Origin of the sequence: uncultured Rhodospira sp., from assembly GCF_937138205.1 — a bacterium.
Lineage (GTDB): Bacteria > Pseudomonadota > Alphaproteobacteria > Rhodospirillales > Rhodospirillaceae > Rhodospira.
The window spans coordinates 33,979-58,156 of the sequence record NZ_CAKZOT010000107.1 but is presented as its reverse complement, the minus strand read 5'-3'; the positions used below and the strand labels follow the sequence as shown (position 1 = coordinate 58,156).

General features: G+C 69.5%; 15 protein-coding genes. 5 read left to right on the top strand and 10 right to left on the bottom strand.

Annotated features, from left to right (window positions below; genetic code table 11):
* Nucleotides 1-12: 12 nt before the first annotated feature.
* The gene (gene rimP, locus Q0309_RS15295; RefSeq protein WP_299443049.1) at nucleotides 13-564 is read right to left on the bottom strand and encodes a ribosome maturation factor RimP; all 552 of its coding nucleotides are present in this window, start codon (nucleotides 562-564) and stop codon (nucleotides 13-15) included.
* Nucleotides 565-753: 189 nt separating this feature from the next.
* Here rimP and Q0309_RS15290 point away from each other — a divergent pair, with 189 nt between their 5' ends.
* Nucleotides 754-1,038, top strand: a complete 285-nt coding sequence (locus tag Q0309_RS15290) for a hypothetical protein (protein ID WP_299443046.1) — start codon at nucleotides 754-756, stop codon at nucleotides 1,036-1,038.
* A 30-nt stretch (nucleotides 1,039-1,068) separates the two neighbouring features.
* On the opposite strand, the gene Q0309_RS15285 is transcribed toward Q0309_RS15290, so the two are convergent.
* Nucleotides 1,069-1,479, bottom strand: a complete 411-nt coding sequence (locus tag Q0309_RS15285; RefSeq protein ID WP_299443042.1) for a hypothetical protein — start codon at nucleotides 1,477-1,479, stop codon at nucleotides 1,069-1,071.
* 69 nt (nucleotides 1,480-1,548) lie between these two features.
* A complete protein-coding gene (gene ilvD, locus Q0309_RS15280; RefSeq protein ID WP_299443039.1) occupies nucleotides 1,549-3,450 on the bottom strand; it encodes a dihydroxy-acid dehydratase in 1,902 nt (633 codons plus the stop codon).
* Nucleotides 3,451-3,626: 176 nt separating this feature from the next.
* Between ilvD and Q0309_RS15275 the strand changes: the two genes are divergently transcribed.
* Nucleotides 3,627-4,283 carry a hypothetical protein gene (locus Q0309_RS15275; protein ID WP_299443036.1) on the top strand — a complete coding sequence of 219 codons (657 nt, stop codon included), beginning with the start codon at nucleotides 3,627-3,629 and terminating at the stop codon, nucleotides 4,281-4,283.
* Between the two features lie 31 nt (nucleotides 4,284-4,314).
* Here Q0309_RS15275 and nudC read toward each other — a convergent pair whose 3' ends face one another.
* The 3 genes from nudC to Q0309_RS15260 form a co-directional block, all read right to left on the bottom strand.
* Nucleotides 4,315-5,331, bottom strand: coding sequence for an NAD(+) diphosphatase (gene nudC, locus Q0309_RS15270; protein WP_299443034.1), 1,017 nt, complete (start codon nucleotides 5,329-5,331; stop codon nucleotides 4,315-4,317).
* Nucleotides 5,319-6,071 carry a class I SAM-dependent methyltransferase gene (locus Q0309_RS15265; RefSeq protein WP_299443031.1) on the bottom strand — a complete coding sequence of 251 codons (753 nt, stop codon included), beginning with the start codon at nucleotides 6,069-6,071 and terminating at the stop codon, nucleotides 5,319-5,321. Before Q0309_RS15265 ends, nudC begins: the two co-directional genes overlap by 13 nt.
* Nucleotides 6,072-6,179: 108 nt before the next feature.
* The gene (locus Q0309_RS15260; protein WP_299443028.1) at nucleotides 6,180-7,040 is read right to left on the bottom strand and encodes a branched-chain amino acid aminotransferase; all 861 of its coding nucleotides are present in this window, start codon (nucleotides 7,038-7,040) and stop codon (nucleotides 6,180-6,182) included.
* A gap of 223 nt (nucleotides 7,041-7,263) precedes the next feature.
* Between Q0309_RS15260 and Q0309_RS15255 the strand changes: the two genes are divergently transcribed.
* Nucleotides 7,264-9,117 carry an autotransporter assembly complex family protein gene (locus Q0309_RS15255; RefSeq protein WP_299443025.1) on the top strand — a complete coding sequence of 618 codons (1,854 nt, stop codon included), beginning with the start codon at nucleotides 7,264-7,266 and terminating at the stop codon, nucleotides 9,115-9,117.
* A 50-nt stretch (nucleotides 9,118-9,167) separates the two neighbouring features.
* Here Q0309_RS15255 and Q0309_RS15250 read toward each other — a convergent pair whose 3' ends face one another.
* The 4 genes from Q0309_RS15250 to Q0309_RS15235 form a co-directional block, all read right to left on the bottom strand.
* A complete protein-coding gene (locus Q0309_RS15250; protein ID WP_299443022.1) occupies nucleotides 9,168-10,040 on the bottom strand; it encodes a GGDEF domain-containing protein in 873 nt (290 codons plus the stop codon).
* Between the two features lie 50 nt (nucleotides 10,041-10,090).
* Entirely contained in the window at nucleotides 10,091-10,450 is a 360-nt protein-coding gene (locus Q0309_RS15245) for a response regulator (RefSeq protein ID WP_299443018.1), read from the bottom strand.
* A gap of 167 nt (nucleotides 10,451-10,617) precedes the next feature.
* Nucleotides 10,618-11,157 carry a chemotaxis protein CheX gene (locus Q0309_RS15240; protein ID WP_299443015.1) on the bottom strand — a complete coding sequence of 180 codons (540 nt, stop codon included), beginning with the start codon at nucleotides 11,155-11,157 and terminating at the stop codon, nucleotides 10,618-10,620.
* On the bottom strand, nucleotides 11,154-17,090 hold the full coding sequence (locus tag Q0309_RS15235) for an AAA family ATPase (RefSeq protein WP_299443012.1): 5,937 nt from the start codon (nucleotides 17,088-17,090) through the stop codon (nucleotides 11,154-11,156). Before Q0309_RS15235 ends, Q0309_RS15240 begins: the two co-directional genes overlap by 4 nt.
* A gap of 436 nt (nucleotides 17,091-17,526) precedes the next feature.
* Between Q0309_RS15235 and Q0309_RS15230 the strand changes: the two genes are divergently transcribed.
* The gene (locus Q0309_RS15230) at nucleotides 17,527-17,760 is read left to right on the top strand and encodes a hypothetical protein (RefSeq protein WP_299443009.1); all 234 of its coding nucleotides are present in this window, start codon (nucleotides 17,527-17,529) and stop codon (nucleotides 17,758-17,760) included.
* Nucleotides 17,754-24,167, top strand: a complete 6,414-nt coding sequence (locus Q0309_RS15225; RefSeq protein ID WP_299443006.1) for a type I polyketide synthase — start codon at nucleotides 17,754-17,756, stop codon at nucleotides 24,165-24,167. Before Q0309_RS15230 ends, Q0309_RS15225 begins: the two co-directional genes overlap by 7 nt.
* The last annotated feature ends 11 nt before the right edge of the window (nucleotides 24,168-24,178 follow it).

The window sequence follows — 24,178 nt, the reverse complement described above, 5'->3', positions numbered from 1 at the left end:
CATCACTCTCACTCAGTCCTGACTGTCCCTGCCCTTGCGGGCCGCCTTGTCCGCCCGCATGACGTGACGGATCAACTCGTCCGTCATCACCAGCTTGGCCCGTGTCAGGGCGCCCAGGGGCACCCGCCATTCCTCCGCCCCGTCCGGCCCGGGCTCGGCGACGGCGACGATGACCTCGTCGTCTTCGGTGATGCCCTTGAGCCGCCCCTTCACACGGCGCCGGCCGTCGATGGCCACGTCCGCCTCCAGGCGCGCCTCCAATCCGGCGAAGCGCTCGAAGTCCGACCGCCGGGTCAGGGGCCGGTCAACGCCGGGCGAACTGACCTCCAGGTCGTAGGCGCCGTGGATCGGATCATCCACGTCCAGCACCGCCGAGAGCGCCCGGCTGACCGCCTCGCAGTCCTCGACGGTCATCGGCGCGCCGTCGGCGCGATCGGCCATGACCTGGAGGATCTTGCGCTGCTTGCCCATCAGCAGGATGCGCACCAGCTCGAAGCCCATGTCCTCCAGCGTCGGGGTCACGAGCGCCGCCAGCGGCCCCTGTTCGCCCATCAGCCTGGTCACGATCGGTCCCGTCCCATCCCGTCGCCGTGGCGGCCCGACGGCCCGCGTCCGGCAACAAAAAAAGGGGGGCCGCAGCCCACCCCAGCGTTGACGCTACTGGATCATTCATGACCCAGCCATGAGGATTGAATAATCGGGTTGATATCAGGTTCGGCCGCCGCTGGCAAGGTCGGGTGTCACGAAAGGGTCATGGGGTGGGGCGGGCATCCCATTCCCGAACAGACGATCCACGCCCGATGGACGCGTTCCATCATCAATCTGATCGACCTGCTGCCGTCTCTTGCCGCCCTTCAGGTTTTCGACAACAGCACGATCGTCGCGTTGGGCGAGGAGAGTCCGGATCCGGTGCTGGTCCTCGACGTCCGCCGGGGCGAGGTCATCGTCCCCGACGGCCGCGACGGCGCAGCCCTGAAGGCCGTGCCCGCCTGGGCACGGCCGATCGTCCGGGCGGCGTTCAAGGGACAGGGCGTTTGAGCGCGGTCCGGGGGCCGTCGGTGCGATCCCCTACAAGACCGGGTGCAACAGGTCGTCGTCCTCGATCAGGCGGAGGGCTTCCTCCAGGGTGACCGAGCTGTGGAGGCAGCGCCACTCTCCGGTGTGCCGGTGCCACATGACGTCAAAGCGGGGTTCGGCGATGTGTTCTTCATCGTGATCGAGCCGCGCGAACGGTGCGTTGAACTCCTGTCCCAAGGTTTCCGGAAAGCCCGAGCGGTAACGGGTGATAAAGCTGTACTGGCGGCCCCGCCACTTGCCGAGGATGTCGACGGGGTAATTGAATGCGGTGGGGTGGACCTCGGGGAGGAAGCGTGGCTTCAGAACATCAGTTATGAAGCGCCCGCACACGGCGGCTATCTCCGCCTTTTCCTCTTTGGTCAAGGCCTTGACCCGCACCCAACGTTTCGGCTGCTTCGACATGAAGCGCTCCTCTTTGACGGCGATCCAGCCGACGCGGGCCAATACAGCCGCAGACTTGGGCCTACCGTATCACACCCTTTCGCTCGCAGGCGCCGGCGCGGCGGGAGTCGCGGCGGCGGCGCCCGGTTCGACCTGGGTCACGTCGCGCACCGCGCCCATGTCGGCGCTGGTGGTCAGCGCGGCATAGGCGCGCAGAGCCGGCGAAACCACGCGGCGGCGGTCCATCGGCTTCCAGGCCGCGGGGCCGCGCGCCTCCATGGCCGCGCGGCGGCGCGTCCACTCGGCGTCGTCCACGCGCGCGCCGATAGTCCGCGCCGGGATGTGGATGTCGATGATGTCGCCCGGCTCGACCAGCGCCAGCCCGCCGCCGGCCGCCGCTTCGGGCGAGGCGTGGCCGATCGACAGCCCGGACGTACCGCCGGAAAAGCGGCCGTCGGTGACCAGGGCGCAGGTCTTGCCCAGGCCCATCGATTTCAGATAGCTGGTCGGGTACAGCATCTCCTGCATTCCGGGGCCGCCCTTGGGGCCTTCGTAGCGGATCACCACCACGTCGCCGGCCTTGACCTCGCCGCCCAGGATCTTGGCCACCGCCTCCTCCTGGCTTTCGCAGATCACGGCCGGGCCGGAGAACCGCAGGATCGACTCGTCCACGCCGGCGGTCTTCACGATGCAGCCGCGCTCGGCCACGTTGCCGTACAGCACCGCCAGCCCGCCGTCGGCGGAAAAGGCGTGGGCGCCCTCGCGGATGACGCCGCCGGTTCGGTCCAGATCCAGGTCGTTGAAATGGCGGTTCTGCGAGAACGCTTCGGTGGTGCGCACGCCGCCCGGCGCGGCCTTGAAGAAGTCGCGCACCTCGGCGTCATTGCTGACGCGGATGTCCCAGTGCGCCAGCGCCTCGCCCAGGGTGGCGCTATGCACCGTGGGCACGGCGGTGTCGAGTAGCCCCAGCCGGTCCAGTTCGCCCAGGATGGCCATGATGCCGCCGGCGCGGTGGACGTCCTCGACGTGCACGTCGGGCACGGAGGGCGCGACCTTGCACAGGTTGGGGGTCGAGCGCGACAGGCGGTCGATGTCGGCCATGGTGAAGGGGATTTCCCCCTCCTGGGCGGCCGCCAGCAGGTGCAGCACCGTGTTCGTCGACCCGCCCATGGCGATGTCCAGGCGCATGGCGTTCTCGAATGCGGCCCGGCAGGCGATGGAGCGCGGCAGGACGCTGGCGTCGTCCTCGTCGTACCAGCGCCGGCACAGGTCGACGATGCGCCGGCCGGCCTCCAGGAACACGGTGCGCCGCCGGGCGTGGGTGGCCACCAGGGTGCCGTTGCCGGGCAGCCCCAGGCCCAGCGCCTCGGCCAGGCAGTTCATGGAATTGGCGGTGAACATGCCGGAGCACGAGCCGCAGGTCGGGCAGGCCGAGCGCTCGTATTCGGCCACAACCTCGTCGCTGGTGTCGGCCTGGGCCGCCTGCACCATGGCGTCCACCAGGTCGACGGCGCGTTCCTGGCCGTCCACCACCACCTTGCCGGCCTCCATCGGTCCGCCGGAGACGAACACGACGGGGATGTTCAGCCGCATGGCCGCCATCAACATGCCCGGGGTGATCTTGTCGCAGTTGGAGATGCACACCAGCGCGTCGGCGCAGTGGCCGTTGACCATGTATTCCACCGCGTCGGCGATCAGCTCGCGCGACGGCAGGCTGTACAGCATTCCGCCATGCCCCATGGCGATGCCGTCGTCGATGGCGATGGTGTTGAACTCCTTGGCGACACCGCCGGCGGCCTCGATCTCGCGGGCGACCATCTGGCCCATGTCCTTCAAGTGCACGTGCCCGGGCACGAACTGAGTGAAGGAGTTGGCGACGGCGATGATCGGCTTGCCGAAATCGGCGTCGGTCATGCCCGTGGCGCGCCACAGGCCGCGCGCGCCGGCCATGGTGCGGCCATGCGTGCTGGTGCGGGAACGAAGCTCGGGCATGGACGGGTCTCCCTGATGATTGGCTGGCGTAGCGTTATGCCGTCCCGCCTTATGTACCCCGTGCGTCTACCGTGACAAGCCCCCGCTCGGTCGGTGCGCTCCAGGGGCTTGTTGCCGGTCCGCCGGGGCGGCATTGTGAGCCCCGAGACACGCAGTCCGAGGCCATTCGGGACACCATGATGCCCCCACCTCCCGAACCCCTGACAGACCGCGAGTGGCGGGCGCTGGCCGACGCCCTGCGGGAGGCCGACCCCGTGGCCCGGGAAGCGCTGGCCCGGCTGATGCGGCACCACGGCGTTACGACCGCGCACACCCAGGCGGACGCCGACTCGTCGGCTGGCGACGCGGGCCCGCGGGGCGACGATCCGGGCCCGTCGTTCCGCTTCGAACCGGGGGACGACGCCGACGACCTGAACTTCGAGGCCGTGGTCCCCGGGCGGCACGCCCCGCACTGGGAGCTCACCGGACCGTTCGCCGATCTCACCCGCGCCGCCGAGACGGCCGGCCTGGACGCCAACGCCATCCGCTATGCCAGCGAGGGGCCGGAGGGCGACGGCACCATCATCCACCCTTCGGCGTTCTGCGAGGATCCCGAGACGTTCCTGTCCTTGCTGGCGATCCTGGCACGCTCCACCCCGCACGTACGGCTGTACCGCGTCGGCCGGCGGGACACCGGATCGGTCGCCGTGCTGGTGCGGGTGTTCCCCAATCCGGATCCGGACACCATGGCCATCCTCGATGCTTTTGACCCGCAAGGCGCCGAAAGCGTGCGCGCGGCCGGGGTCGCCGTGGCCGACGCCCTGGCCTACCTCGACGAACGCGCGACGGGGTAGCGCAGGGCGCGCGGGACGCCGCCCGCCGCGTTTATCCGGCGTCGGCCTCGAACGGATCCCCCGCCAGCCACCCCAGGATCAGCCGCCGGGCGATGGAGTCGCCGCGCGGCAGGCGCCAGGTGTCGCCCGATCGGCCGGCGCCGGGTTCGGTCATCGCCGCCACCTCGGCGCGGCTGAACCACACCGCGTGCTCCAACTCGCGCGGGTCCAGGATCAGGTCGGTCGTGTCGGCCTCGGCATGGAAACCGATCATCAGAGACGAGGGAAACGGCCACGGCTGCGAGGCCGCATAGGCCACGCGGCCGACGCGCACGCCGGTTTCCTCGCCCACCTCGCGGCGCACCGCCTCCTCCAGGCTCTCGCCCGGTTCGAGGAAGCCGGCCAGGGTCGAGATCATGCCCGGCGGCAGGCGGGCGCCGCGCCCCAGCAGGCACCGCGCGGCGTCGCCCCGACCGTGGTGCACAAGCATGATCACCGCCGCATCGGTGCGCGGGAAGTGGCTGGCGCCGCAGGCCTCGGACTCGCACCGCCGGCGCCAGCCACCCTCAATCGGTCGCGACGGCGACCCGCAGGCGGCGCAAAAGCGGTGCCGACGGTGCCACGCCAGCACCCCCAGCGCCTGTGCCAGAAGGGCCGCCTCGGCCGCCGGCAGCGCCGGTCCGACGGTGCGCAACGGCACGAAGCGCCCACCCAGACCGGTGTCCGGACCGGTGTCCTCGTCCGCCTCGGCGTCGGGTGGGAGTTGGACGCCGAACCAGGCGGCGCCGGCCGGGTCGAGACCCAGGAACACCTCTTCCTCCGGGGTCAACGCCGGATCGTCCGGCCGCCAGTCGCCGCCGGCCACGCCGGCACGCGGGCCGTCCTCGCCGTCCGCCTCCCACACCAGAACGCGGTTGCGCCACAGCAACACCACCCGGCTGGCGGGATTGGCCCGCAACCGGGCCAGCGCGGCGGCGTCCCCGCGCAGGGCTTCGGCCCGGTCCAGCGGCGCGCCGGTGTAGGTCAGATCCGCCAGCGCCGCCCGCGCCGCCGCGCTCAGGGTCGCCATGGCGTGGCCCGGGCGATCGCGGGGTCGGTGTAGAGGTACAGCGTGAAGTCGTTGGGGTCGTAGTCCTCGCGCAGCACCGCGTGCGGGACCTGGTCCGTGGCCCAGGCGATCATGGCGTCCGGATCGGCGTGGTACAGGCGCCAGCGGCGGTTGTCGGGCGCCTTCAGGCTCAGCGAGTTGACCGCCACGCCCTTGCGCGCCAGCGGCAGCATGGCGGCGATCATGTCGCGCATATAGGCGTCGGGCCGGTCGCGCCGGTGGGCGAAAATGCCGCTGGCCAGAACCCAGTCGACCTGCGGCGTTGGCAACGCGAGCCCGTCCAGAAGGCAGCCCTGCACGAACACGTGCTCGGGAAAGCGCCCGCGCGCGTGCTCGACCATCATCGGCGTCAGGTCCGTGCCGGTGTAGGTCACCTCCAGGTGCCGGCGTTCCAGCCAGGCCAGCAGGTCGCCGGTGCCGCAGCCGACGTCGAGCAGGCTGTCGCCCGCGCGCACGCCGATCTCCACCAACGCCTCGAAGCGGCGTTCCTGGCTCTCGCGGCTATTCCACTCCAGCGACGCGTGCGACGTGCCGTGGCGGCTGAGCAGCCGGCTGAAGTGGGAGATGGTGTGGCGGTCGTCGTCGTGGCGGTGGCGTTCCAGCGCCGCCAGGGTGTCGGGATCGGGCGGCTGCGACGCGGCCGTGTCATGGTCCGGACGTCCGCCGGAGGCGCGTCCAGGAAAGAAGGAGAAGGGCGGCATGGCGGGAGGGCCTCGCGTGGCTCCGGGTCGGGCCGGACCATGGTGGCAAACCGCGCCCGGTTCGCCAAGCGGCAAGGCGACGGCGAACGCCCCAGCCGCCCCTTGCGGCTACATCTTGAACCCGTCGGGCAGTCTGCCGTGGGCGTAATCCCAGTACAGCTCGCGGGCACGGCGGGCGAACGGGCCGTAGATCAACTCCCGCTCCTCGAAGCGGCGCACCGGCATGACCTTCTGATGGTTGCCGGTGGAGAAAATCTCGTCCGCGTCCAGCAGTTCCTCGGGATCAATCTCGCGCTCCAGCACCACGTGACCGTCCAGCCGCAACAGCTTCAGCACGCGCTGGCGCGTCACCCCGTTCAGGAACGTGCCGCTGACGGCCGGCGTGCTGACCACGCCGTCCTTGGCCATGAACAGGTTGGCCGTGGCGAATTCGGCCACGTTGCCCCAAGGGTCGCACAGCACGCCGTTGTCATAGCCGCGCGCGGCGGCCTCGCGCAGCGCCCGCCCGGCCTGCGGATAGAGGCACGACGCCTTGCAGTCCACCGGCGCCTGGTCCGGCGCCGGCCGGCGGTAGCTGGACAGGCAGGCGGTGAACCCGCCCGGCTCCTTCATCGGCATGTCGTACAAGGTGAGCATGAACCGGGTGGTGTCAGGGTCCGGCGAGACCCACCCCTCGGCGCAGTAGAACAGCGGGCGGATATACAGCTCGGCGCCGTCGGGGAAGCGCTTGATGCCCTCCCAGGTCAGGCGCTCGATCTCGGCGGCGTCCAGGGTCGGGCGCATCCCCATGCGGATGGCCGAGTCCACGCAGCGCTGGCAATGCTGGTCGAGATCGGGAGCCACGCCCTCGAAGGCGCGCGCGCCGTCGAAGACGATCGACGACAACCAGGTGGCATGGGTCAACGGTCCGAGAATCGGGGGGTTGCCGTCCAGCCACTCGCCATCGACATAGGTCCAGGCCTGGGTCATCGCGCCGCGTGCTCCTCTTGGTTCAGGATGCGTCCGGGACCAGTCAGGCGCGGAGCTCGGCAGGGGGGGAGGCGCGTCCGGGTCCAGCGGTTGGGTGTAGTATGCCCCGGACCCCGCCGGCAAGTGTTCTGGTCCATTTGACCACGCTATCGGAGGTTATAGACTGAACGTCCACCGGTGGCGCCACTCTTGGCGGCGGCCCCTCAGCGAAGGATGTCTCGACGTGTCTGCCCCGCGTTCCGGCCGCCGACTTCGTGTCGCCCTGGCCGCCATTCTTCTGGCGGCGGGGACACTTGCGCCCGGCCCGGACCCGGCCGCCGCCGCCGAGGAGGCCCCGGACGCAGCCACGAACGGCCCGCGCGTCGGCTACGAGGTCTCCATTCGGGTGACCGACCAGGACAACGCGCCAGACGACCTTGCCGACAGATTGGACGCGGTTTCAACCCTGAAGGATCTGGCCGACTCCCCACCGGCGACGCGTCCGGGGCTGCGCCGGCGCCTGGAGTCGGACGTCGAGGCGTTCCGCCGCGTGCTGAACGCAGAGGGGCACTATGGCGGCTCGGTCTCGGGCGAGATCGAGGGTGGCACGCCGGCGCGGGTGACCATCACCGTCACGCCCGGTCCGGCTTATACCATTGGCGCCACGCGTGTGACCTACGAGGGCGACGCCCCGGGCACCGGCGACCTGCCCGAAAGCCTCGCGGTGGTCGGCCTTAACGAGGGCGACCAGGCCCGCGCCGACGCGGTGCTGACGGCGGAACGCGATCTGATCGAGCACCTGCGCGCGCGCGGCCGGCCGTTCGCCGAGGTAGCCTCCCGCCGCACCGCGGTCAACCACGCCCGCCGGCACATGGCCGTGCGGATCGTGGTGGCGGCGGGACCGCCGGCCACCTTCGGCGCGGTGCGCTACGAGGGCCTGGAGCGGGTCGAAGCCGCCTACCTTGATGCCGAGATCCCGTGGCGCCCGGGCGAGACCTTCAACCGCGATCAGCTCGATACCTTCCGTACCCGCGTTCAGGGCACGCGCCTGTTCGACTCCGTGACCGTCCGTCCGGCCGACCAGCCGGACGCGGACGGCCGTCTGCCGGTCCTGGTGTCGGTGAGCGAAGCTCCGCCACGGTCCATCGGCGGCGGGTTGCGCTATGCCACCGACGAGGGGCCGGGTGTGCGCCTGTTCTGGGAACACCGCAACATGTTCGGCCGCGCCGAGCACTTCCGCGCCGACCTGGACGCCTCCCTCACCGCCCAGGCGTTGAGCGCGTCGCTGGACAAGCCGCGCTTTCTGCATGAGGACCAGTCCCTGACGCTGTCGGCGTCGGTCGAACGCTCGGATAGGGATGCCTACCAGGGCCTGGAGGCCACGGCCGGGCTCGGCCTGGACCGGCGCCTGAACGACACCTGGCGCGCCTCGGCCGGCGTGCAAGTGGAGTACGCGGACCTTGAGGACGAGGAGGGGCCGGAGCGCAGTCTGTTGCTGGCTCTGCCAATGGGCGTGTCGCGCGACGACACCGACGATCCACTCAACCCGACCCGGGGCAGCCGGCTGACGCTTGAACTGACCCCCTACGCCGGGCAGGCGGGCGACTTGGCGCTGGGGTTCGTCGTCACCAGCCTGGGCGGCTCGGCCTATTGGGCGCCGCTGGAGAGCGACCGGCTGGTGCTGGCCGGGCGGGCGCGCGTGGCGACGCTGGTGGGGGCCGCGCTTGAGGACGTGCCGGCCACCACGCGCCTGTATGCGGGCGGCGGCGGTTCGGTGCGGGGGTATGGGCACCAGATGGTGGGACCGCTGGATGACGACGGCGATCCGCTCGGCGGGCGCTCGGCGCTCGACTTCGGCGTCGAGGCACGCATCAAGGTCACCGACTCCATCGGCATCGTGCCGTTCCTGGACGCCGGACTGGTCAGCGACGGCCCCTGGCCCGACCCCGGCGACGAGGAGATCCGATGGGCCGCCGGCCTGGGCGGGCGCTACCACACCGATTTCGGCCCGATCCGCGTCGATATCGGCGTGCCGCTCAACCCCCGCGACGAGGACGACCTGTTTCAGATCTACATCAGCCTGGGTCAGGCGTTTTAGGGGCGGGTAAGATCGGCCGACGAAAAGGATGGCCTTTTCGTCGGGCGGCATCACGCTTCGACCCGATTGCGGCCCTTTTCCTTGGCGCGATAGAGCGCGTGATCGGCCCGACGGACGAGTTCGGTAGCCGTGTCTCCGGGCTGGAATGCGGCTGCTCCGAACGAGAGGGTTTTTGCGCCGGCGACCGAAAACTGGTGTTCGGCGACGGTCTTGCGCAGCTTCTCGGCCAGGCTCACGGCGCCGTCCAGCGTGGTCTCCGGGCAGATGATGAGGAATTCCTCTCCGCCCCACCGTCCCACGGCGTCCAGGTGGCGCACGTGCTCCCGCAGCAGATGGGCGATCTCGGTCAGAACGGTGTCTCCGACCACATGTCCATAAAGATCGTTGACGTCCTTGAAGCGGTCGACGTCGCAGATGATGACAGAAAATGTTTTGTCGTAGCGGTCCGCCCGTTCGACCTCGGCCATCAAGGTTTCCTCCAGGCGGCGGCGGTTGCTCAAGCCGGTGAGCTGGTCGGTGACGACGAGACGCTCAAGCTCACGGCTCTTCAGGGCCAGTTCCGCATGGGCTTCCACAAGGGCGTTCTGGGTCTCCTTGAGAGTGGTGATGTCCACGGCGATGGAGTATTTGGCTACGGTCCCGTCGTGCCAGGGAATCAGGGTCTCTTCCATCTGGTACCAGCGGTCATCGGCCTCGTTGAAGAGCTCGAACACGATCTTGCGGCGGTTCTTGCCCTGGTTGGCCACCATTTCGCCAAGCGGGCAATGGATGCAGGGGCGCTCCTGCCCATAGATTTGCGTGTGGCACGATTCACCCACCGCCGCGCCGGACCGCTTGCGCATGGCGGTGTTGACCGCAAGAAGCTTCATTGTCGCCGAATCGACCACATAAACGGGAAAAGGAATGGCATCCTGGGCCGCCATCCAGGAGTCCCAGGGGTCAATTGATGACTCCGTGTAATCGACATAAATCATCAATTTTCGAATCGCCCAGCGAGTTTCTCAAGGGTCGAACTAATCGAATCGGCCTTGATCGGCTTCAGGATGTAACCTACCGCCCCGGCCTTGAGGGCGTCCATAACCATTTTTTCCTGCCCTATGGACGTCACCATGATCACCACAGCGTCGGGGAATTCGCCGAGGATCTGGCGGGTCGCCTGCACCCCGTCCATGTCGGGCATGACGATGTCCATGGTCACGAAATCGGGACGCAGGTCGCGGTACAATGACAGGGCATCGGTGCCATTGTCGGTGCTGCCCACCACCCTGTGTCCAAGGGATTCGAGGGCCACGCGCAGCTTGGTCGCGGCGATCACGGAGTCATCCACGACCATGGCCCGACGACTTACCCAAGACATCGCACTTTCTCCATGTTTCTCGCCCTCCCGGGGCTCCGGAGTTCACGAGACGGGGTTCGGTTCCCATCAGGGCTCCCGTCAAAGGCTCTTTGGGTGACCCTGCCCTGTCCGCCGCGCGCGACGCGGCGTCCCGCCTGATGGAGTCAAGAGCCGCTGGCGAACGGGGGCAGATGGTTCAGCTGGTCGTCGAACATCTCTTTGGGTCGCAGCAGGTGGACATCCAGGCGTCCGTCGGGCGCCCGCATCCGCATGGTGCCGAAAACGGCGTGGTCACGGCGATCGATATGCCGCTCTTCCGTCAGGACCACAACGGGAATCAGGGCAATGGTTCCGTCCAGGTTGGGGAAGTCGCCGGAACAGAGGCCCAGGATCAAGTTGGCGATTTCGGCCGCCGTGTCGTGAACGTACAGATCCTCCTGGCCATCCGGGACGGCGATGTCGGCCGTGAAGCGTCCGTACAGGACCTCCAGAAGGGAGCGTTCAAAACTGAAGGCGGCGCGGACGCCAAGCGGGGCGTTGAAGCCCCCGACCGCCGTGACGTCGTGCAATTCCAGCGTCGGCGCATCGACGACATAGCGCTCCACCGCCTCGACGTTGACCGCCGTGCTGGCGAGCAGCACCCTGCGCGTCCGGCGTAACACCGAGGCCATGACGGAGGTGAGAGGCATAACTGGCTGCATCATGACACTGGCCCCTCGTTGTTGGCATTCCTCACCGTGAAGATGAACCGGGCGCCGCGGTCCGGCTCGGTCTCGACCTGGATGGCGCCGTCGAGCCTGCGCACCGCCTGGCGAACGGCGGAAAGGCCCACGCCCCGACCGGCGACCTCGGTGGTCACCTCCCGAGTCGAAAGGCCGTCCAGGAACAATAACCCCATGACATCCTTTTTCGACAGGTCGCGCACCTTGCTGGAGCCAAAAAGGTACGCGGCCCGCCGTTTCAGCGCCTCGGGGTCGATGCCGCCGCCGTCGTCACCGATCTCGATACGGATCTCGTCTCCCTGGGTCGAGATCGCGCATGTGACGCGCCCGGCTGGGTTTTTCGCTTTTCGCAGGCGTTCGCCTGGCGGTTCGATGCCATGGATGACGGCATTGCGAAACACATGCCCCAGCGAGCGCAGGAACGGACTGAAGCGGTCCGGTTCCACCAGGACGTCCGGCCCAAGGATTTCCAGGGGTTCGACGTCCTTTTCGGTCCGCTCGGCCAGGCGCTGCACCAGTGGCGCGTAGCTGGCCAGGGTCCGTTTCACCGAAACCTTGCCCAGGGCCCCCACCTCCAGGAGCAGGCTCCGGACGTCCCGGGCGGCCACGTTGACCGCGCGCCCCGCCAGCAGATCGGCGGCCAAGCGTTTCAGGCGCTGCACCTGGTCATGGGTCAGCATCACCCGTTTGCCGGCCGCCAGGAAATCCTCGCCGAGCACCTGGCGGACAACGTCCAGATCCCGGTCCAGCAAGTCGGCATAAGGCACGGACCGGGCCGTCCCGGCCACGGCCTCGTGAGTCGGCGGTGTCTCGCCGTCGCGCAACAGGGTCAGCCGGTCCTCAAGGGCGTGCAAGGCCGCCGGCGTGTCGGAAAAGCTGAACTGGTTCAGCTGGCCCTTGAGCGTGTGCACCTCGCGGTAGACGTCGCCCAGCACGGTCTCCGGCGGTGCTCCGGAGCCCAGAATCGCGTCCAGGCCGCCGCTCCCGAACGTCCGCACCGAGGCAACGGTGTCGAAAAACTCGTGGCCGTCGGTCACGGCGGCGACAATCATTTCCAGGTGCCGCCGCTCCTCGGCCAGCCGTTCGCGCAGGCGACGTTCCGCCGTCACGTCCGTCAGCACGAGCATCATCTGCCGGTTCTCAAGGACCTTGTACTGGGCTTCCAGCACCCGCTCGCCACGAAAGATCTCCCTGGGGAGCAGGCCGATCATCATCTCCGCCCGCACCGGGTCGACACCATCGAGGACCGTCGGGATCACATCTCGGGCCAGTTCGGCGCTCACCGGGGCATGGGCCCAGAGCAACTGGTCGATGGGCTGTCCGGCCGGCATCGTGTCGAGCATCGTCTCGCAGGCCCGGCTGTATTCGACGCCAACGATCAGGTTGTGGTCACAGGACAGGAACCCCTGGTCGGAGTTGTCGAGGAGAATGCCCACCTGCTCGCTTTTGGTCCGCACCAGGTCGAGCGACTGGACGAGTTCCTTGGTCCGCTCACGGACCCGTTCCTCCATCTCCGCGTAGAGCGTCGCGTTTTCGAGCGAGATGGAGGCCTGCGAGACCAACATATCGAGCACCGCGAGGCGGTTCTGCGTGAAGGCGTCGGCGGCGAGATGGTTTTCCAGATAGAGGATCGTCGTCATCTCGCCCCGGGTGATGACCGGTGAACAGAAGATGGACTTGACCCCGTTTCTGGCCGCGTAGGCTTCTGCGCCCGCAACGCCCGGCGCGGCGGCGTTGTTCAGCAGCATCCGTTCGCGGGCGCGGGACACGTAGTTGAACACCGGCAGGGCGAGAGTGTCGCCGTCGACCGCACGCTGGACCGAAGCCACGGTGATCCCCGCATCGCCGACCGTGGCCTCGGCCGCCACCAGGAAGGTCGCGCCCTGCCGCATGAGCAACAGACCCCGATCGGCCCCGGCGTGTTCGACGACGATGCGCAGCAGGGCCTCCACCAGCCGAGCCAGCACGATCTGTCCCGAGACCGCCTGCTGGGCCTTGATGACCGCCTCAAGGTCCAGGTCGCCGGCGCCGATCTGGTCGCCGGCGGCGGCACGGACGTGGGCGGTGCTCGCCAGCCAGGGATGTGTCCGGTCCAACTGCCTCACCTTGGCGACGGCGCCCCAGCGGTCGAAGGCATACCGGGCATCGCGCAGGAAGGTCCGGGCGATGGTGGTCAACCCCAGTCGATCGGCGAGCAGCCCCGCCCGCTCACAGGCGATGCCTTCCACGTGCAGGCGGCCGTGCTCGCGCGCGGCGTCGATGGCCCGCTCATACAGGGCCAGGGCGTCCAGGTCCTGCCCATCGATGCGCGCGGCTTCAGCCTCCACCAGCAGATGGGGCGCCCCGAAGTTCTCGGGGCAGTTCTCCGCCCACAGACGGAGTTGACGCCGGTGTTCGGCGAATCGCGGCGCGAGGTCCGCCCAGCGGTCGGCGGACACCGTGTCACGCACGCCGGCCATTGCCATCGCGGCGAAGAAGACGTACGAGAACCGCACCAGCGCGGCCCCCAGCTTGACGCTCATCGCCGCCGTCAGCTCGGCCCGCTCCAGGGATTCGTCGAACCGGCCCATCAGGAAGGGCGGGACCTGCTTCATCACATGATAGACCGCCAGACCATGGCCGTGGGCGGTCGCCTCCAGGGCGGCGACCGCGTCGGCCTCTGACTCCGCGCCGGGCTTGCCGTGGACGATCTCCGGTGTCTCGTCGCGCAACGTCGCCAGGAACAGGGTCTGCAGCCGCACCACCGTGGTCGCCCAGGGAATGCGTGTGGCGTCCACGAAGGGCCGGAACTGGTTCAGTCGCGCGGCGACGGTGTCCAGCGGCACGCCCTGTTCGATGCAGTACCACGTGGAGCCGCTGGCGGCGCTGGCCGCGTACACCAGGTTTCCCGTCTCCAGGCAGGTCCGAAACGAGGAGTCCATCAGTCGCAGGCATTCGGCGAGGGGACGGCGCCAAAGGGCGACGAAGTACCCATGGCGGAACCGCGTGGCGCCGAGCAGGGGACCGGCATCGGGCCGCTCCGCCAGGCGCAGGGCGGCCTCCGAAAAGGCCACAGCGCCGGGAATGTCCTCGAACGAGTCCATGAGCCACACGCCGTAGCCGCTGAAGGCCGCGCAGGAGTCCCCCGTCGCGCCGTGACGCAAGGACAGGTTGAGGCCGACCAGTCCGAGGTACGGGTACAGGGGCGGCTTGACATGATAGACGACGGGGATGACGTCGGCGATCAAGCCCAACAAAGTGCGGGTTTCCGGATCGCGGCAGTCGGGCAAGGTGAACAGGGCGTCCATCCCGACCCTGTCCAGGATGGCGCGCAGATCCGCCCGCTCCCGCGCCAGGGCCGCCTCCATCTCGGCCGGCGTTTCGGGGCAGGTCAGGCCGAATTGGGCCAAGGCGTTGATGGCCACGGTCACCGCCTCAATCACCTTGCCCGCCACCATGAACATGCGGAACCGCAGGCGCCAGGCTCGCGCCATCCGGTCCGGCGACGGCGCCCGGTCAAGGAGCTGGTCGAACAGCGCATCCGCCTCGCTGAGGTGGCCGCCCAGGTACTCGCTTTCAGCCAGGTCCAGGAGCAGATCAAAGGCGCGTTCGGGCGTCTTCGCCCAGGCGTCCTCGGGCAGCAGGTCGCGTGCCAGGCGGTAGTAGACCAGGGCCGACGCGTAGGCGGTGGAGGCTTTGGCCCGACTGCCGGCCGTCGTGTTCAGGCGCGAGAGGCGGTCCCGGTCCTCGGGATCGGTGATCAGGTCATGGGCTTGGTTCAGGTGATGGACGACGTCGAAGACCTCGCTTTCCAGCGTCTCCGGCGGCAGGCTGTCCATCAGGACGCGGCCGATCCGCAGGTGCGCGGCAACCCGCTCGGCCTCCGGCAAGGAGCCGTAGGCGGCTTCGCGGACCCGGTCGTGGACGAACACCAACCTGCCGCTGTCGTGATACAGCAGGTCCGCCCGCAAGGCGTCGGACACGGCGGCCAGCACGTCATCGTCGCTGCGCCCATGAACCAGAGCCAGGGTGGACATCTCCACCGAGGTGCCCAGGCAGGCGATCTGGCGAAGTTCATCCTGGACCGCGCCGGGAAGGCGGTTGAGGCGGGTTGCCATCAGGTCGACAACGTTGTCGGTGAACCCCTTGGCGCGAATCCGCCCGGTGTCCCACTGCCAGTCGCTGGTTCCGGGATCCACCGACAGCAGCCCCTCGTCCACCAGGGTCTCCAGGAACTGGATGACGAAGAAGGGCGTGCCACCGGTCTTTTCCAGCACCAGGGCCACCAGCGGCACAACCTGGTCCACGGGGGCGCGCAGGCAGTCGGACACCATTCGCTCCAGGTCCCCCCGTGCGAGGGGCTGAAGGTCCACCGTGTCCACCGGGGCGCCGGCGCTGCGGATCGCCTCCAGCGCCAGCATCAGCGGATGTGACGGCGGCGTTTCGTTGTTGCGGTAGCTGCCGACGATCAGAACATGGTCCAGGTCGGGATGGGTGCACAAGTGTTCCAGGATGCGCAGCGATCCGGCATCGATCCACTGCAGGTCGTCCAAGGCCAGCACCAGCGGCTGGTCGGCCGCCGCGAAGGCCTGGACAAAGTGGACGAACACCGATTGGAAGCGGACCCGGGCCTCGTTGACCGGCAGATCCGGGACCTGGGGCTGCGGGCCGATCAGGCTCTCCAGCAGCGGAATGAGGTCGGTCAGCAGGCGCCCGTTTTGTCCCACGGCGTCCTGGATGGCCCGCCGCGCCTTGGCCACCTGCTCATCATCGCCCGACAGGGTGTGCCGCACCAGGGCGTGGAAGGCCTGGGCGAAGGTCACATAAGGGACGTCCCGTTTGTGCTGATCGAACTTGCCGCCGCCGTACCGCGCGCCCCGCTCCAGCGCCGTGGCCTGGAAGCGGCCGATCAGGGCCGACTTGCCCACGCCTGACGACCCCGCCACCAGGACCAACCGTCCCGCGCCGGGCGCTGAGAGGCGCTCCAGGGCGCGCTCCAGGGTGGCGAGGGCCTGTTCCCGGCCATACAGGGTTTCCGGCACCATGAGGCGTCCGGGGTTGTCGTGCTGACCGAGTTGAAAGCGGGACACGGTCCCCTGTGTGGCCAGGACGTCGAGGCAGGTCGTCAGGTCCGCGACCAGTCCGCTGGCGCTTTGGTAGCGGTCTTCCGCCGTTTTCGACAGAAGCTTGAGGATGATGTCCGAAACGGCCGGCGGCACGTCCGGTGCGACGTTTCGCGGGTTCAGCGGTTGACGGGCAACGTGGCAGTGCACCCACTCCAGGGGATCGTTCGCCGTGAAGGGAAGTCGACCGACGAACAGCTGGAAGAGGATCACGCCCAGGGAATACAGGTCGCTGCGGCTGTCCACGGACCGGTTCATACGCCCCGTCCGTTCGGGGGACACATGGGGAAGGCTGCCGATCAGCGTGCTCGCGGCGACTGCACGCCGTTCCCGCGACACCGTCGAGGCCAGGGTGAATCCGGTGAGCCACGCCTGGGCGCCGTCCCCGGCCACAAGCAGGGTGTCCGGGTTGACGTTGTTGTGAATCAGGCCGGTGTCATGCAGCCGGGCGAGCGTCCGGGCGAGGGTGATGGCCAGCCGCAGGCGGTTCGCCGTCTCGGCCGCGTCCTGGCTGGGCTCGGACCGCGCCAGTCTCTCCGCGAGGATCAGGCCGCCAGGATCGGCCAGGATCAGGGACGCCCGCTTGCCGGCGTCGCGGAACGCCAGGGGGCGCGTCGCCCAGGCCGGATCGAGAAGAGAGGCCAGCCCGAGGGCATGGCGCAGTCGGCTCAGCACCGCCGGTTCCGGGTGGTCCTGCACCGTGTCGAGGCACAGGACCGGCCCAAGGTCGGGATCCGTCCTTCGGTGCAGGACGAAATCCTGGTTTCGCCAAAGCTCGCCGCCCTGCCCCCGCTCCACCAACGGCCTGTCCATTCTCAGTTGACTCGATTTTAGTTGTTCGAAGCGCTCTCGGATCGGTCGCGTCCAGGGTAAGGCGTGTTTGAGACGCGACGATGCCACGCCTTTTTGGAATAAGACCGTAGCAGAAGAGTAACTTGAAGACCAGCGCTCCGCGACAAAGTTGTCTTCCAGCCCGACCTGTCCGCTGACCGGGTAAGAATGGTCGAGGCATTGGCCAAAAAGCAACGAAATGATCACCCATTCCAACTTGCCACAGATCGACTCTGGGTGGCATAGTGCGCATCTTGCTTGCGAGCTTTTTCAACAATGGGTGAAACAGTAGTTTCATCCGGAACCCAGGAGGTTACAGAAGGTTATGGTGACAGGGGGAAATGGCACGAACGGTGGTACCGGGACATACGATCCCGGTCATGGGGAAACCGATGACCCGGCGACGTCGTCTGGCACTGTGGAACAACTGACCGCCCTGTTGCCTTTCATTCTGACCATGCTGACGGATCGGAGCCGGACCAGATCCCTGCGTTTTGCGTTCCGGTTCCAGATGCTGCTCTGGGTCCTGAGCCTCGTCATCGACCAATTGGACGCCACGAAGGGCGTGATGGAGCGGGCGCGCGGACGCTTGAAAGACATCGATCCGCGCCTGCACCAGGGGACCGAATCGGACGACGGAGGCGAATGGTGACCGCTCGCGGGAGAGGCCACGCCGCCCCCCCCGTGGCGGTCATTGGCATGGCCTGCCGGGTGGCTGGGGCGACGGACCGCCATGCCTACTGGAGCAACCTTCTCAATGGGATCGAGTCCCTCGCGTGGTTCACGGACGCCGAGTTGCTCGACGCGGGCAACGATCCCGCAGCGGTCGCCGATCCCGAGTATGTCAAGGCGGCCTTCCCGCTGCCCGAAGCCGACCGCTTCGACGCGGCCTTTTTCGGGTCCTCGCCGCACGAGGCCCGGCTGACCGACCCGCAGATCCGCAATCTGCTGGAAGTCGCCTGGGAAGCCTTCGAGGACGCGGGCATCGTGCCCGGCCGCCATCTTGGGCCGGTGGGCCTTTATGCGGCCACGGGCAGCCTGGTGACCAACTACATGATCAACGCCCTGCGCCACCATCCGGACGCGATGGGCAACACGGCAAGCGTGCTTCACCTGGGCAACGACAAGGATTTCGCGAGCACGCGGGTCTCGTTCAAACTGGACCTGGTCGGCCCCAGCCTGAACGTACAGACCGCCTGTTCCAGTTCGATGGTGCTGCTGGACCTGGCCCGTCAGGCCATCGTGAGCGGAGCGTGCCCGCTGACCATGGCCGCCGCCGCCGTCGTGCGGGTGCCCCAGATTGGCGGCTACCGTCCGGTGAAGGGCTCGCTGGCCTCCCCGGACGGACACATCCGAACCTTCGACGCCGACGCCGGGGGAACCCATTTCTCCAGCGGCGTGGCCGCCGTGCTCCTGAAAGACCTGGACGCGGCCCTGGCCGACGGCGACCCGATCCATTGCATCCTGCGGGGCACCGCCGTGAACAACGACGGCGCCCGCAAGACCACCTACGCCGGCACCAGCGCCGAGGCGCAGGCCGAGGCCATGACGGAGGCCATCGCCTGCGCCGGGGTGAGTCCGGACAGCATCGGCTATGTGGAATGCCACGGAACGGGCACGGTCGTCGGCGACCCGAGGGAGGTCGAGGCGGTGGCCCTGGCCCTCGGTCCGGCGGAGGCTGGCACGCCGACAGAGGCCGGGACCTCACCGCCGGATCCCCGCGTTCTGGGGTCGGTCAAGCCCAACATCGGCCACTGCGAACAGTCGGCCGGACTGGTGGCCTTGATCAAGGTCGCCCACGCCCTCAAGGAACGGGTCATCCCGCCCACCATCAACCTCGCGCGGCCCAACCCGAAGCTGGACCTGGACGCCACCGGGTTCACGATCAACACGGCGGTCCAGGCGTACCCGACGCGGCACGCCGGACAGCCGCTGCGGGCGCTGGTGAACGGCCTGGGCATCGGCGGCACCAACGGCGCCGCCGTCCTGGAGCAGGCGCCGCCCGCGGCACCCCGGACGACCGAGTCCCGGCGCACGGCCTCGCTGTTCGTGCTCTCGGCCAAGAGCCCGGAGGCCCTGGAGGCCACCGCCGCCCGTCATCGCGCCTGGCTTCTCGATCATCCCGACGTGGATTTGGGCGACGTGTGCCACACCCTGGCCGTGGGGCGCGCCCACTTCGACTACCGCATGGCCGTCGTGGCCTCGTCGGTCGAGGACCTGGTGGCGCGCCTGGAGTCGTTCTCGGCCGACCGCCGTCCGGCACGCTCGGACCGGCGGGAGCGCGCCCTCGGTTTCCTGTTCAGCGGTCAGGGCGCCCAGGTGGCGGACATGGGCCGCGCCCTTCATGCCGCCGAACCGGTGTTCCGCGCCGCCCTGGAGGCCGCGGCCGCCGCCCTGGATCCCCATCTGGAGCGACCCCTGTTCCAGGTCCTGTTCCCGGACACCGACGCCGACCGGGGCCTGATTGATCAGACCGGTTTCACCCAACCCTGCCTGTTCGCCGTCGAGCACGCCCTGGCGGCCCTGCTCGAGTCCTGGGGGCTGCATCCCGCCGGCGTCGTCGGTCACAGTGTGGGTGAGTTCGCCGCCGCACGGGTTGCCGGCGTGCTCGATCTGGAAACCGCCGCGCGGTTGATCGCCACGCGGGCACGGCTGATGCAGGCCCTGCCGGCCGGCGGCGCCATGGCGGCTCTTCTCGCCGAGGAAGGCGATGCCCGGGACCTCTTGGCCGCCGTGGACCGGGCGGATCTGGCCATTGCTGCCGTCAACGGGCCGATGGCCACGGTGCTGTCCGGCTCGGAGAGCGCGTTGGACGCCGCCCTGGCCCTGGCGGAGGACCGCGCCATTGGCTTCAAGCGGTTGACCGTGTCCCATGCCTTCCACTCGCCGTTGATGGATCCCATGCTGGCAGAGTTGCGCGCGGCGGCCGAGGGCACCGACGCCCGGCCGCCGGACCTGCCCTGGATCTCGACCGCGACGGGCGACCGCCTGGAGGCCGCGCCGGCGCCCGCCTACTGGTCCGATCAGGCCCGGGGGATGGTGCGCTATGCCGATGCCGTTCGCGGCCTGGCCGCCCTGGGGGTCACCGACTACGTCGAACTCGGACCGGGCAAGGGGCTGCTGTCCCTGGGCTCGGGGGCGCTGTCCGGCGCCGACCTGGCCTGGCACCCCAGCCTGAATGTGCCCGAAGACGACGGCCGCCGGATCCTGGAGTTGGCCGGCGCCCTCTACCGGCGGGGCTATGCCCTCGACTGGGCGCGTGTGAACCAGGGCCAGGGCTTCCGTCGCCTCTCTTTGCCGCCCTATGCCTTCCAGCGGGAGCGCCTTTGGGCCGATGACCTGCCCATTTCCACCACGCCCACCCAGACCGGCGCGACGGCGGGAGTCTCGCCGGCCGCCGCCCTGACCGGGCAGAAGCTGCCCCTGCCGCCGCCGGAGCTGCGCTTCCGCTCGTTCTGGGGCACGGTTCGCCAGCCCTGGCTGACCGACCATCGGATCCACGACGCCGTGGTCCTGCCGACCACCGTCGGGTTGGCGGCCGCCCTGGTGGCGGCCCGCGAGCGGTTCGGCGATACCCTGGTGGAGATCGCCGATTTCTCGCACGCCGAGGCCATGATCCTGCCCGACGACGGCGAGCGCGAAGGCCACCTGGCCCTGACCGGGGAAGGAGACGGGTCGGTTCCGGGCGGCGCCGTCCATCTCGCCCTGTTCAGCCGTCCGGCGGACGGGGACGAGTCGGCCTGGCGCACTCACATGGACGGCGTCATCCGTCCGCTGACGCCGGCGGAGCCCGCCGGGCAGGCGCCGAGGCGCTTCAACGCCGACGCCACCCGGCGCCGCTGCGGGCAGTCCCTGCGGGTGGAGCGGTACTATACCGTCATCCGGGGCCTGGGGCTGGGCTATGGCCCCGCCTTCCGGGGCATCCAGAGCCTGTGGCGCGGCGAGGGTGAGGCCTTGGCCCGCGTGCGCGCCCCCGATTCCCTGCCGCTCATGCTGGACGGCGTACTCCATCCGGCGGTGCTGGACGCCTGCCTGCACCTCTATCCCGCCGTCCTTGAGGGGCTTGGAGACTTCACCACGGCGCCGCCCGGCGGTGCCCAGGTGCCCCTGCCGATATCCCTGGACCGGTTCCAGGCCCGGCCCACCGAGGCACGGGAACTCTGGGTTCATGCCCGCCGCTCGTCCGAACGCGGTGCGGGGGGCGGCGGCCAGGGAGTCTCACGGGTCGACATCGAGGTCTTCGACCGCGAGGGACGTGAGGTCGCCGCGTTCCACGGGCTCACGGTCAAGGCCCTGCCCAAGACCCTGTTCCGGAAACCGGGCACGGCGGACGGCGGGTGGCTGTACCGGCCGACCTGGGTCTCCAGTCCATTGCCGGCCGAGGCCGGGCCGGCGGCCGCGTCGGAGCGCTGGCTTGTTCTCGGCGGCGGCCGGGAGGGGTTCGGAACCGGCCTCGCCGCCGCCCTTGGACCCGGGGCGGAGGCCATCGCCCATGCCGACGTACCGCGCGAGCGCGAGGCGGCGCGGGCGATGCTGGAGGCACTGGCCGCGCAGGGGCGGGACGGCCCGGACATCGTCCATCTGATGGGCCTGGATGCCGGGCTGATCGGGACCGTCGACTGGGCCGACGAGGCGGGTCAGAAGGAGATTCTGGGTTCGGCCCTGGCCTGGGCCCAGGCCATCGGCGACTGCCGTGACCGCTTCGACCGGCCGCCGCGCCTGTGGCTGGTCACCCGATGCGCGATGCCCGTCACCAGCGCCCTGCCCCCCGTTGACGTGCTGCAGGCCGGGCTCTGGGGCATGGGGCGGTCCCTGTCGCTGGAGGCGCCGGCCGCGTGGGGTGGTCTGGTGGACCTGGAGGCCGGCGGTGATCCGGACCGCGAGATCCCGGCGCTCGCCCGTCACCTCCGCGCCGGCGACGGCGAAAACCAGGCGGCGTTCCGGGGCGGTGAGCGGCGCGCCGCCCGTCTGGTGCGCGCCGAACCGCCACCCCCGCGCGTGGACCAGGGGCGCCCCGGGACCTATCTGGTCACCGGCGGGCTGGGCGCGCTGGGCGTGGAGACCGCGACCTGGATCGCCCGCAACCGGCCCGAGCCCACGCTGGTGCTGGCCAGCCGCCGGGGCGCCGACACCCCCAACGCCGCGTCGGTGGTGGACCAGCTTGAGGCCCTGGGGGCCAAGGTCGTGCTGGCGCGGGCCGACGTTTCCGATCCGGGCGACCTGACCGCCCTGATGGCCGACCTGCGCGCCATGGACCCACCCCTGCGAGGCATCTACCACGTGGCCGGCGTGCTGCGGGACGGCATGGCCGACGGCATGACCTGGACCCGGTTCCGCGAGGCCCTGGCACCCAAGCTGGACGCCGCCTGGTTGCTGCATCGGGAAGCGGCCGGCCTGCCCCTTCAGGAGTTCGTGCTCTTCTCCTCCGTCCTGTCGGTCATCGGCTCCGCCGGCCAGACCAACTACACGGCGGGCAACGCCTGCCTGGACGCGCTCGCCGCCCACCGGCGAGCGGTCGGCCTGCCCGCTCAGTCCGTCAACTGGGGTCCCTGGGCCGAGGCCGGGCTGGCCGAGACCCTGGGCGCGCGGGGCGAGGCGATCTGGCGCGCGCGGGGCATGGACTACATCCCCCCCGCCCAGGGGCGGGAGGCGTTCGACACCCTGTTCGACGGTCCCATGACGCAGGCCGTGGTAACGCTGACCGACTGGTCCCTGTTCCTGCGCCAGTTCCAGGCGCCGCCCCCGTTCTACGCGGAACTGGCCGCGCCGGACACGGGCGAGGGCCTGGCCGAGGACGGCGCGGACCTGCGCGCCCGTCTGACCGGCGGCGATCCCGCCGACCGGCGCGCGGCGCTGACCGCGTTCCTGACGGGCCAGGCGGCGGCCACCCTGGGCATGGGGACGCCGCCCGATCCGGAGCAGCCGCTGCGGGACCTGGGGTTGGATTCCCTCATGGCCGTCACCCTCATCAACCGCGTGGAGGCGGCCACGGGCGTCCGCATTGCCCCGGCCAAGCTCATTCAGGGCCCCCCGATTGCCCAGGTGATCGACGAGGTCTGGCCCGACCTGAAGGGCCTGGAGACCGCGGCGCCCACCCCTGTCACTGCCAGCGCCGCCAGCGCCGCCAACGCCGACGTCGTCGGGGCGCGAGAGACCGGAGACGGCGGACTCACCACCCCGCCCAAGGCGCCGCCTGGGCCAGGCCGCAGCACCGGAGGCGGTCGCGCCGACCGGGGCGGTGGCCGGCCGAGGGCGGGGGCATGGCTCATGCCCATCACCCCGCGCGACGATCCGCGCTTCCGCGTGTTCTGTTTCCCCTTCGCCGGCGGCGGATCGGCGGCCTTTCACAGTTGGGCGTCGCAAACACATCCGGCCATCGAACTGGTCGCCGTGGAACCGCCCGGGCGCCTGTCGCGCATCCACGAGCCGCCGGTCCGCGACATGGACACCTTCGTGGCCAGCGTGCTTGCCGACATGGACCCTCTTCTGGACCGGCCCTACGCTCTGTTCGGCCACTGCCTGGGGGGCTTGACCCTCTATGAGACGACGCGGGCGCTCGTGGACTCGGGACGGCCACCGCCGCGTCACCTGTTCTGTTCGGGCGCGCGGCCGCCGGACCGGGTGCGCATCGTCGGGCCCTTCGAGCGACGCCTGGCGCGCCACCTGGTCGGTCAGACGGACTATCAGCCCCTGGTGCCCGCCTACCGCCAGCCTGATGCCGTGTTCGCCAGCATCATCCGCCAGTTCGACATGGCCGCCTCGGACGAGTTCCTCAACGACCCGGACCTGCGCCGCCTGATGCTGCCGGCGGTGCGGGCGGAGTTCGAGATGACCACGGAGTACCGGTACCGGCCAGGGCGCCCCTGGGACATCCCCATCACCTGCTTCGTCTCGCGCGGCGATCCCTACGTGTCGCGCGAGGACGTCCTGGGCTGGGGACGGTTCACGAACAGCCGCCTGCATGTCCACATGCGGGAGGGAACGCACTATTCGGTGTTCGAGGACGCGGCGTTCATCCAGCGCGTCATCGCGCGCGACCTGATGTCCTCATCCGACTAGCGCTGCCGATG

What these genes read in the sequence shown, in the direction of transcription:
- Q0309_RS15240 (WP_299443015.1), bottom strand. Translation starts at nt 11,157, where the DNA reads ATGATGCAGCCAGTTATGCCTCTCACCTCCGTCATGGCCTCGGTGTTA.
- ilvD (WP_299443039.1), bottom strand. Translation starts at nt 3,450, where the DNA reads ATGCCCGAGCTTCGTTCCCGCACCAGCACGCATGGCCGCACCATGGCC.
- nudC (WP_299443034.1), bottom strand. Translation starts at nt 5,331, where the DNA reads ATGGCGACCCTGAGCGCGGCGGCGCGGGCGGCGCTGGCGGATCTGACC.
- Q0309_RS15290 (WP_299443046.1), top strand. Translation starts at nt 754, where the DNA reads ATGGGGTGGGGCGGGCATCCCATTCCCGAACAGACGATCCACGCCCGA.
- Q0309_RS15265 (WP_299443031.1), bottom strand. Translation starts at nt 6,071, where the DNA reads ATGCCGCCCTTCTCCTTCTTTCCTGGACGCGCCTCCGGCGGACGTCCG.
- Q0309_RS15260 (WP_299443028.1), bottom strand. Translation starts at nt 7,040, where the DNA reads ATGACCCAGGCCTGGACCTATGTCGATGGCGAGTGGCTGGACGGCAAC.
- Q0309_RS15235 (WP_299443012.1), bottom strand. Translation starts at nt 17,090, where the DNA reads ATGGACAGGCCGTTGGTGGAGCGGGGGCAGGGCGGCGAGCTTTGGCGA.
- Q0309_RS15285 (WP_299443042.1), bottom strand. Translation starts at nt 1,479, where the DNA reads ATGTCGAAGCAGCCGAAACGTTGGGTGCGGGTCAAGGCCTTGACCAAA.
- Q0309_RS15245 (WP_299443018.1), bottom strand. Translation starts at nt 10,450, where the DNA reads ATGGTCGTGGATGACTCCGTGATCGCCGCGACCAAGCTGCGCGTGGCC.
- Q0309_RS15275 (WP_299443036.1), top strand. Translation starts at nt 3,627, where the DNA reads ATGATGCCCCCACCTCCCGAACCCCTGACAGACCGCGAGTGGCGGGCG.
- Q0309_RS15250 (WP_299443022.1), bottom strand. Translation starts at nt 10,040, where the DNA reads ATGGCGGCCCAGGATGCCATTCCTTTTCCCGTTTATGTGGTCGATTCG.
- Q0309_RS15225 (WP_299443006.1), top strand. Translation starts at nt 17,754, where the DNA reads ATGGTGACCGCTCGCGGGAGAGGCCACGCCGCCCCCCCCGTGGCGGTC.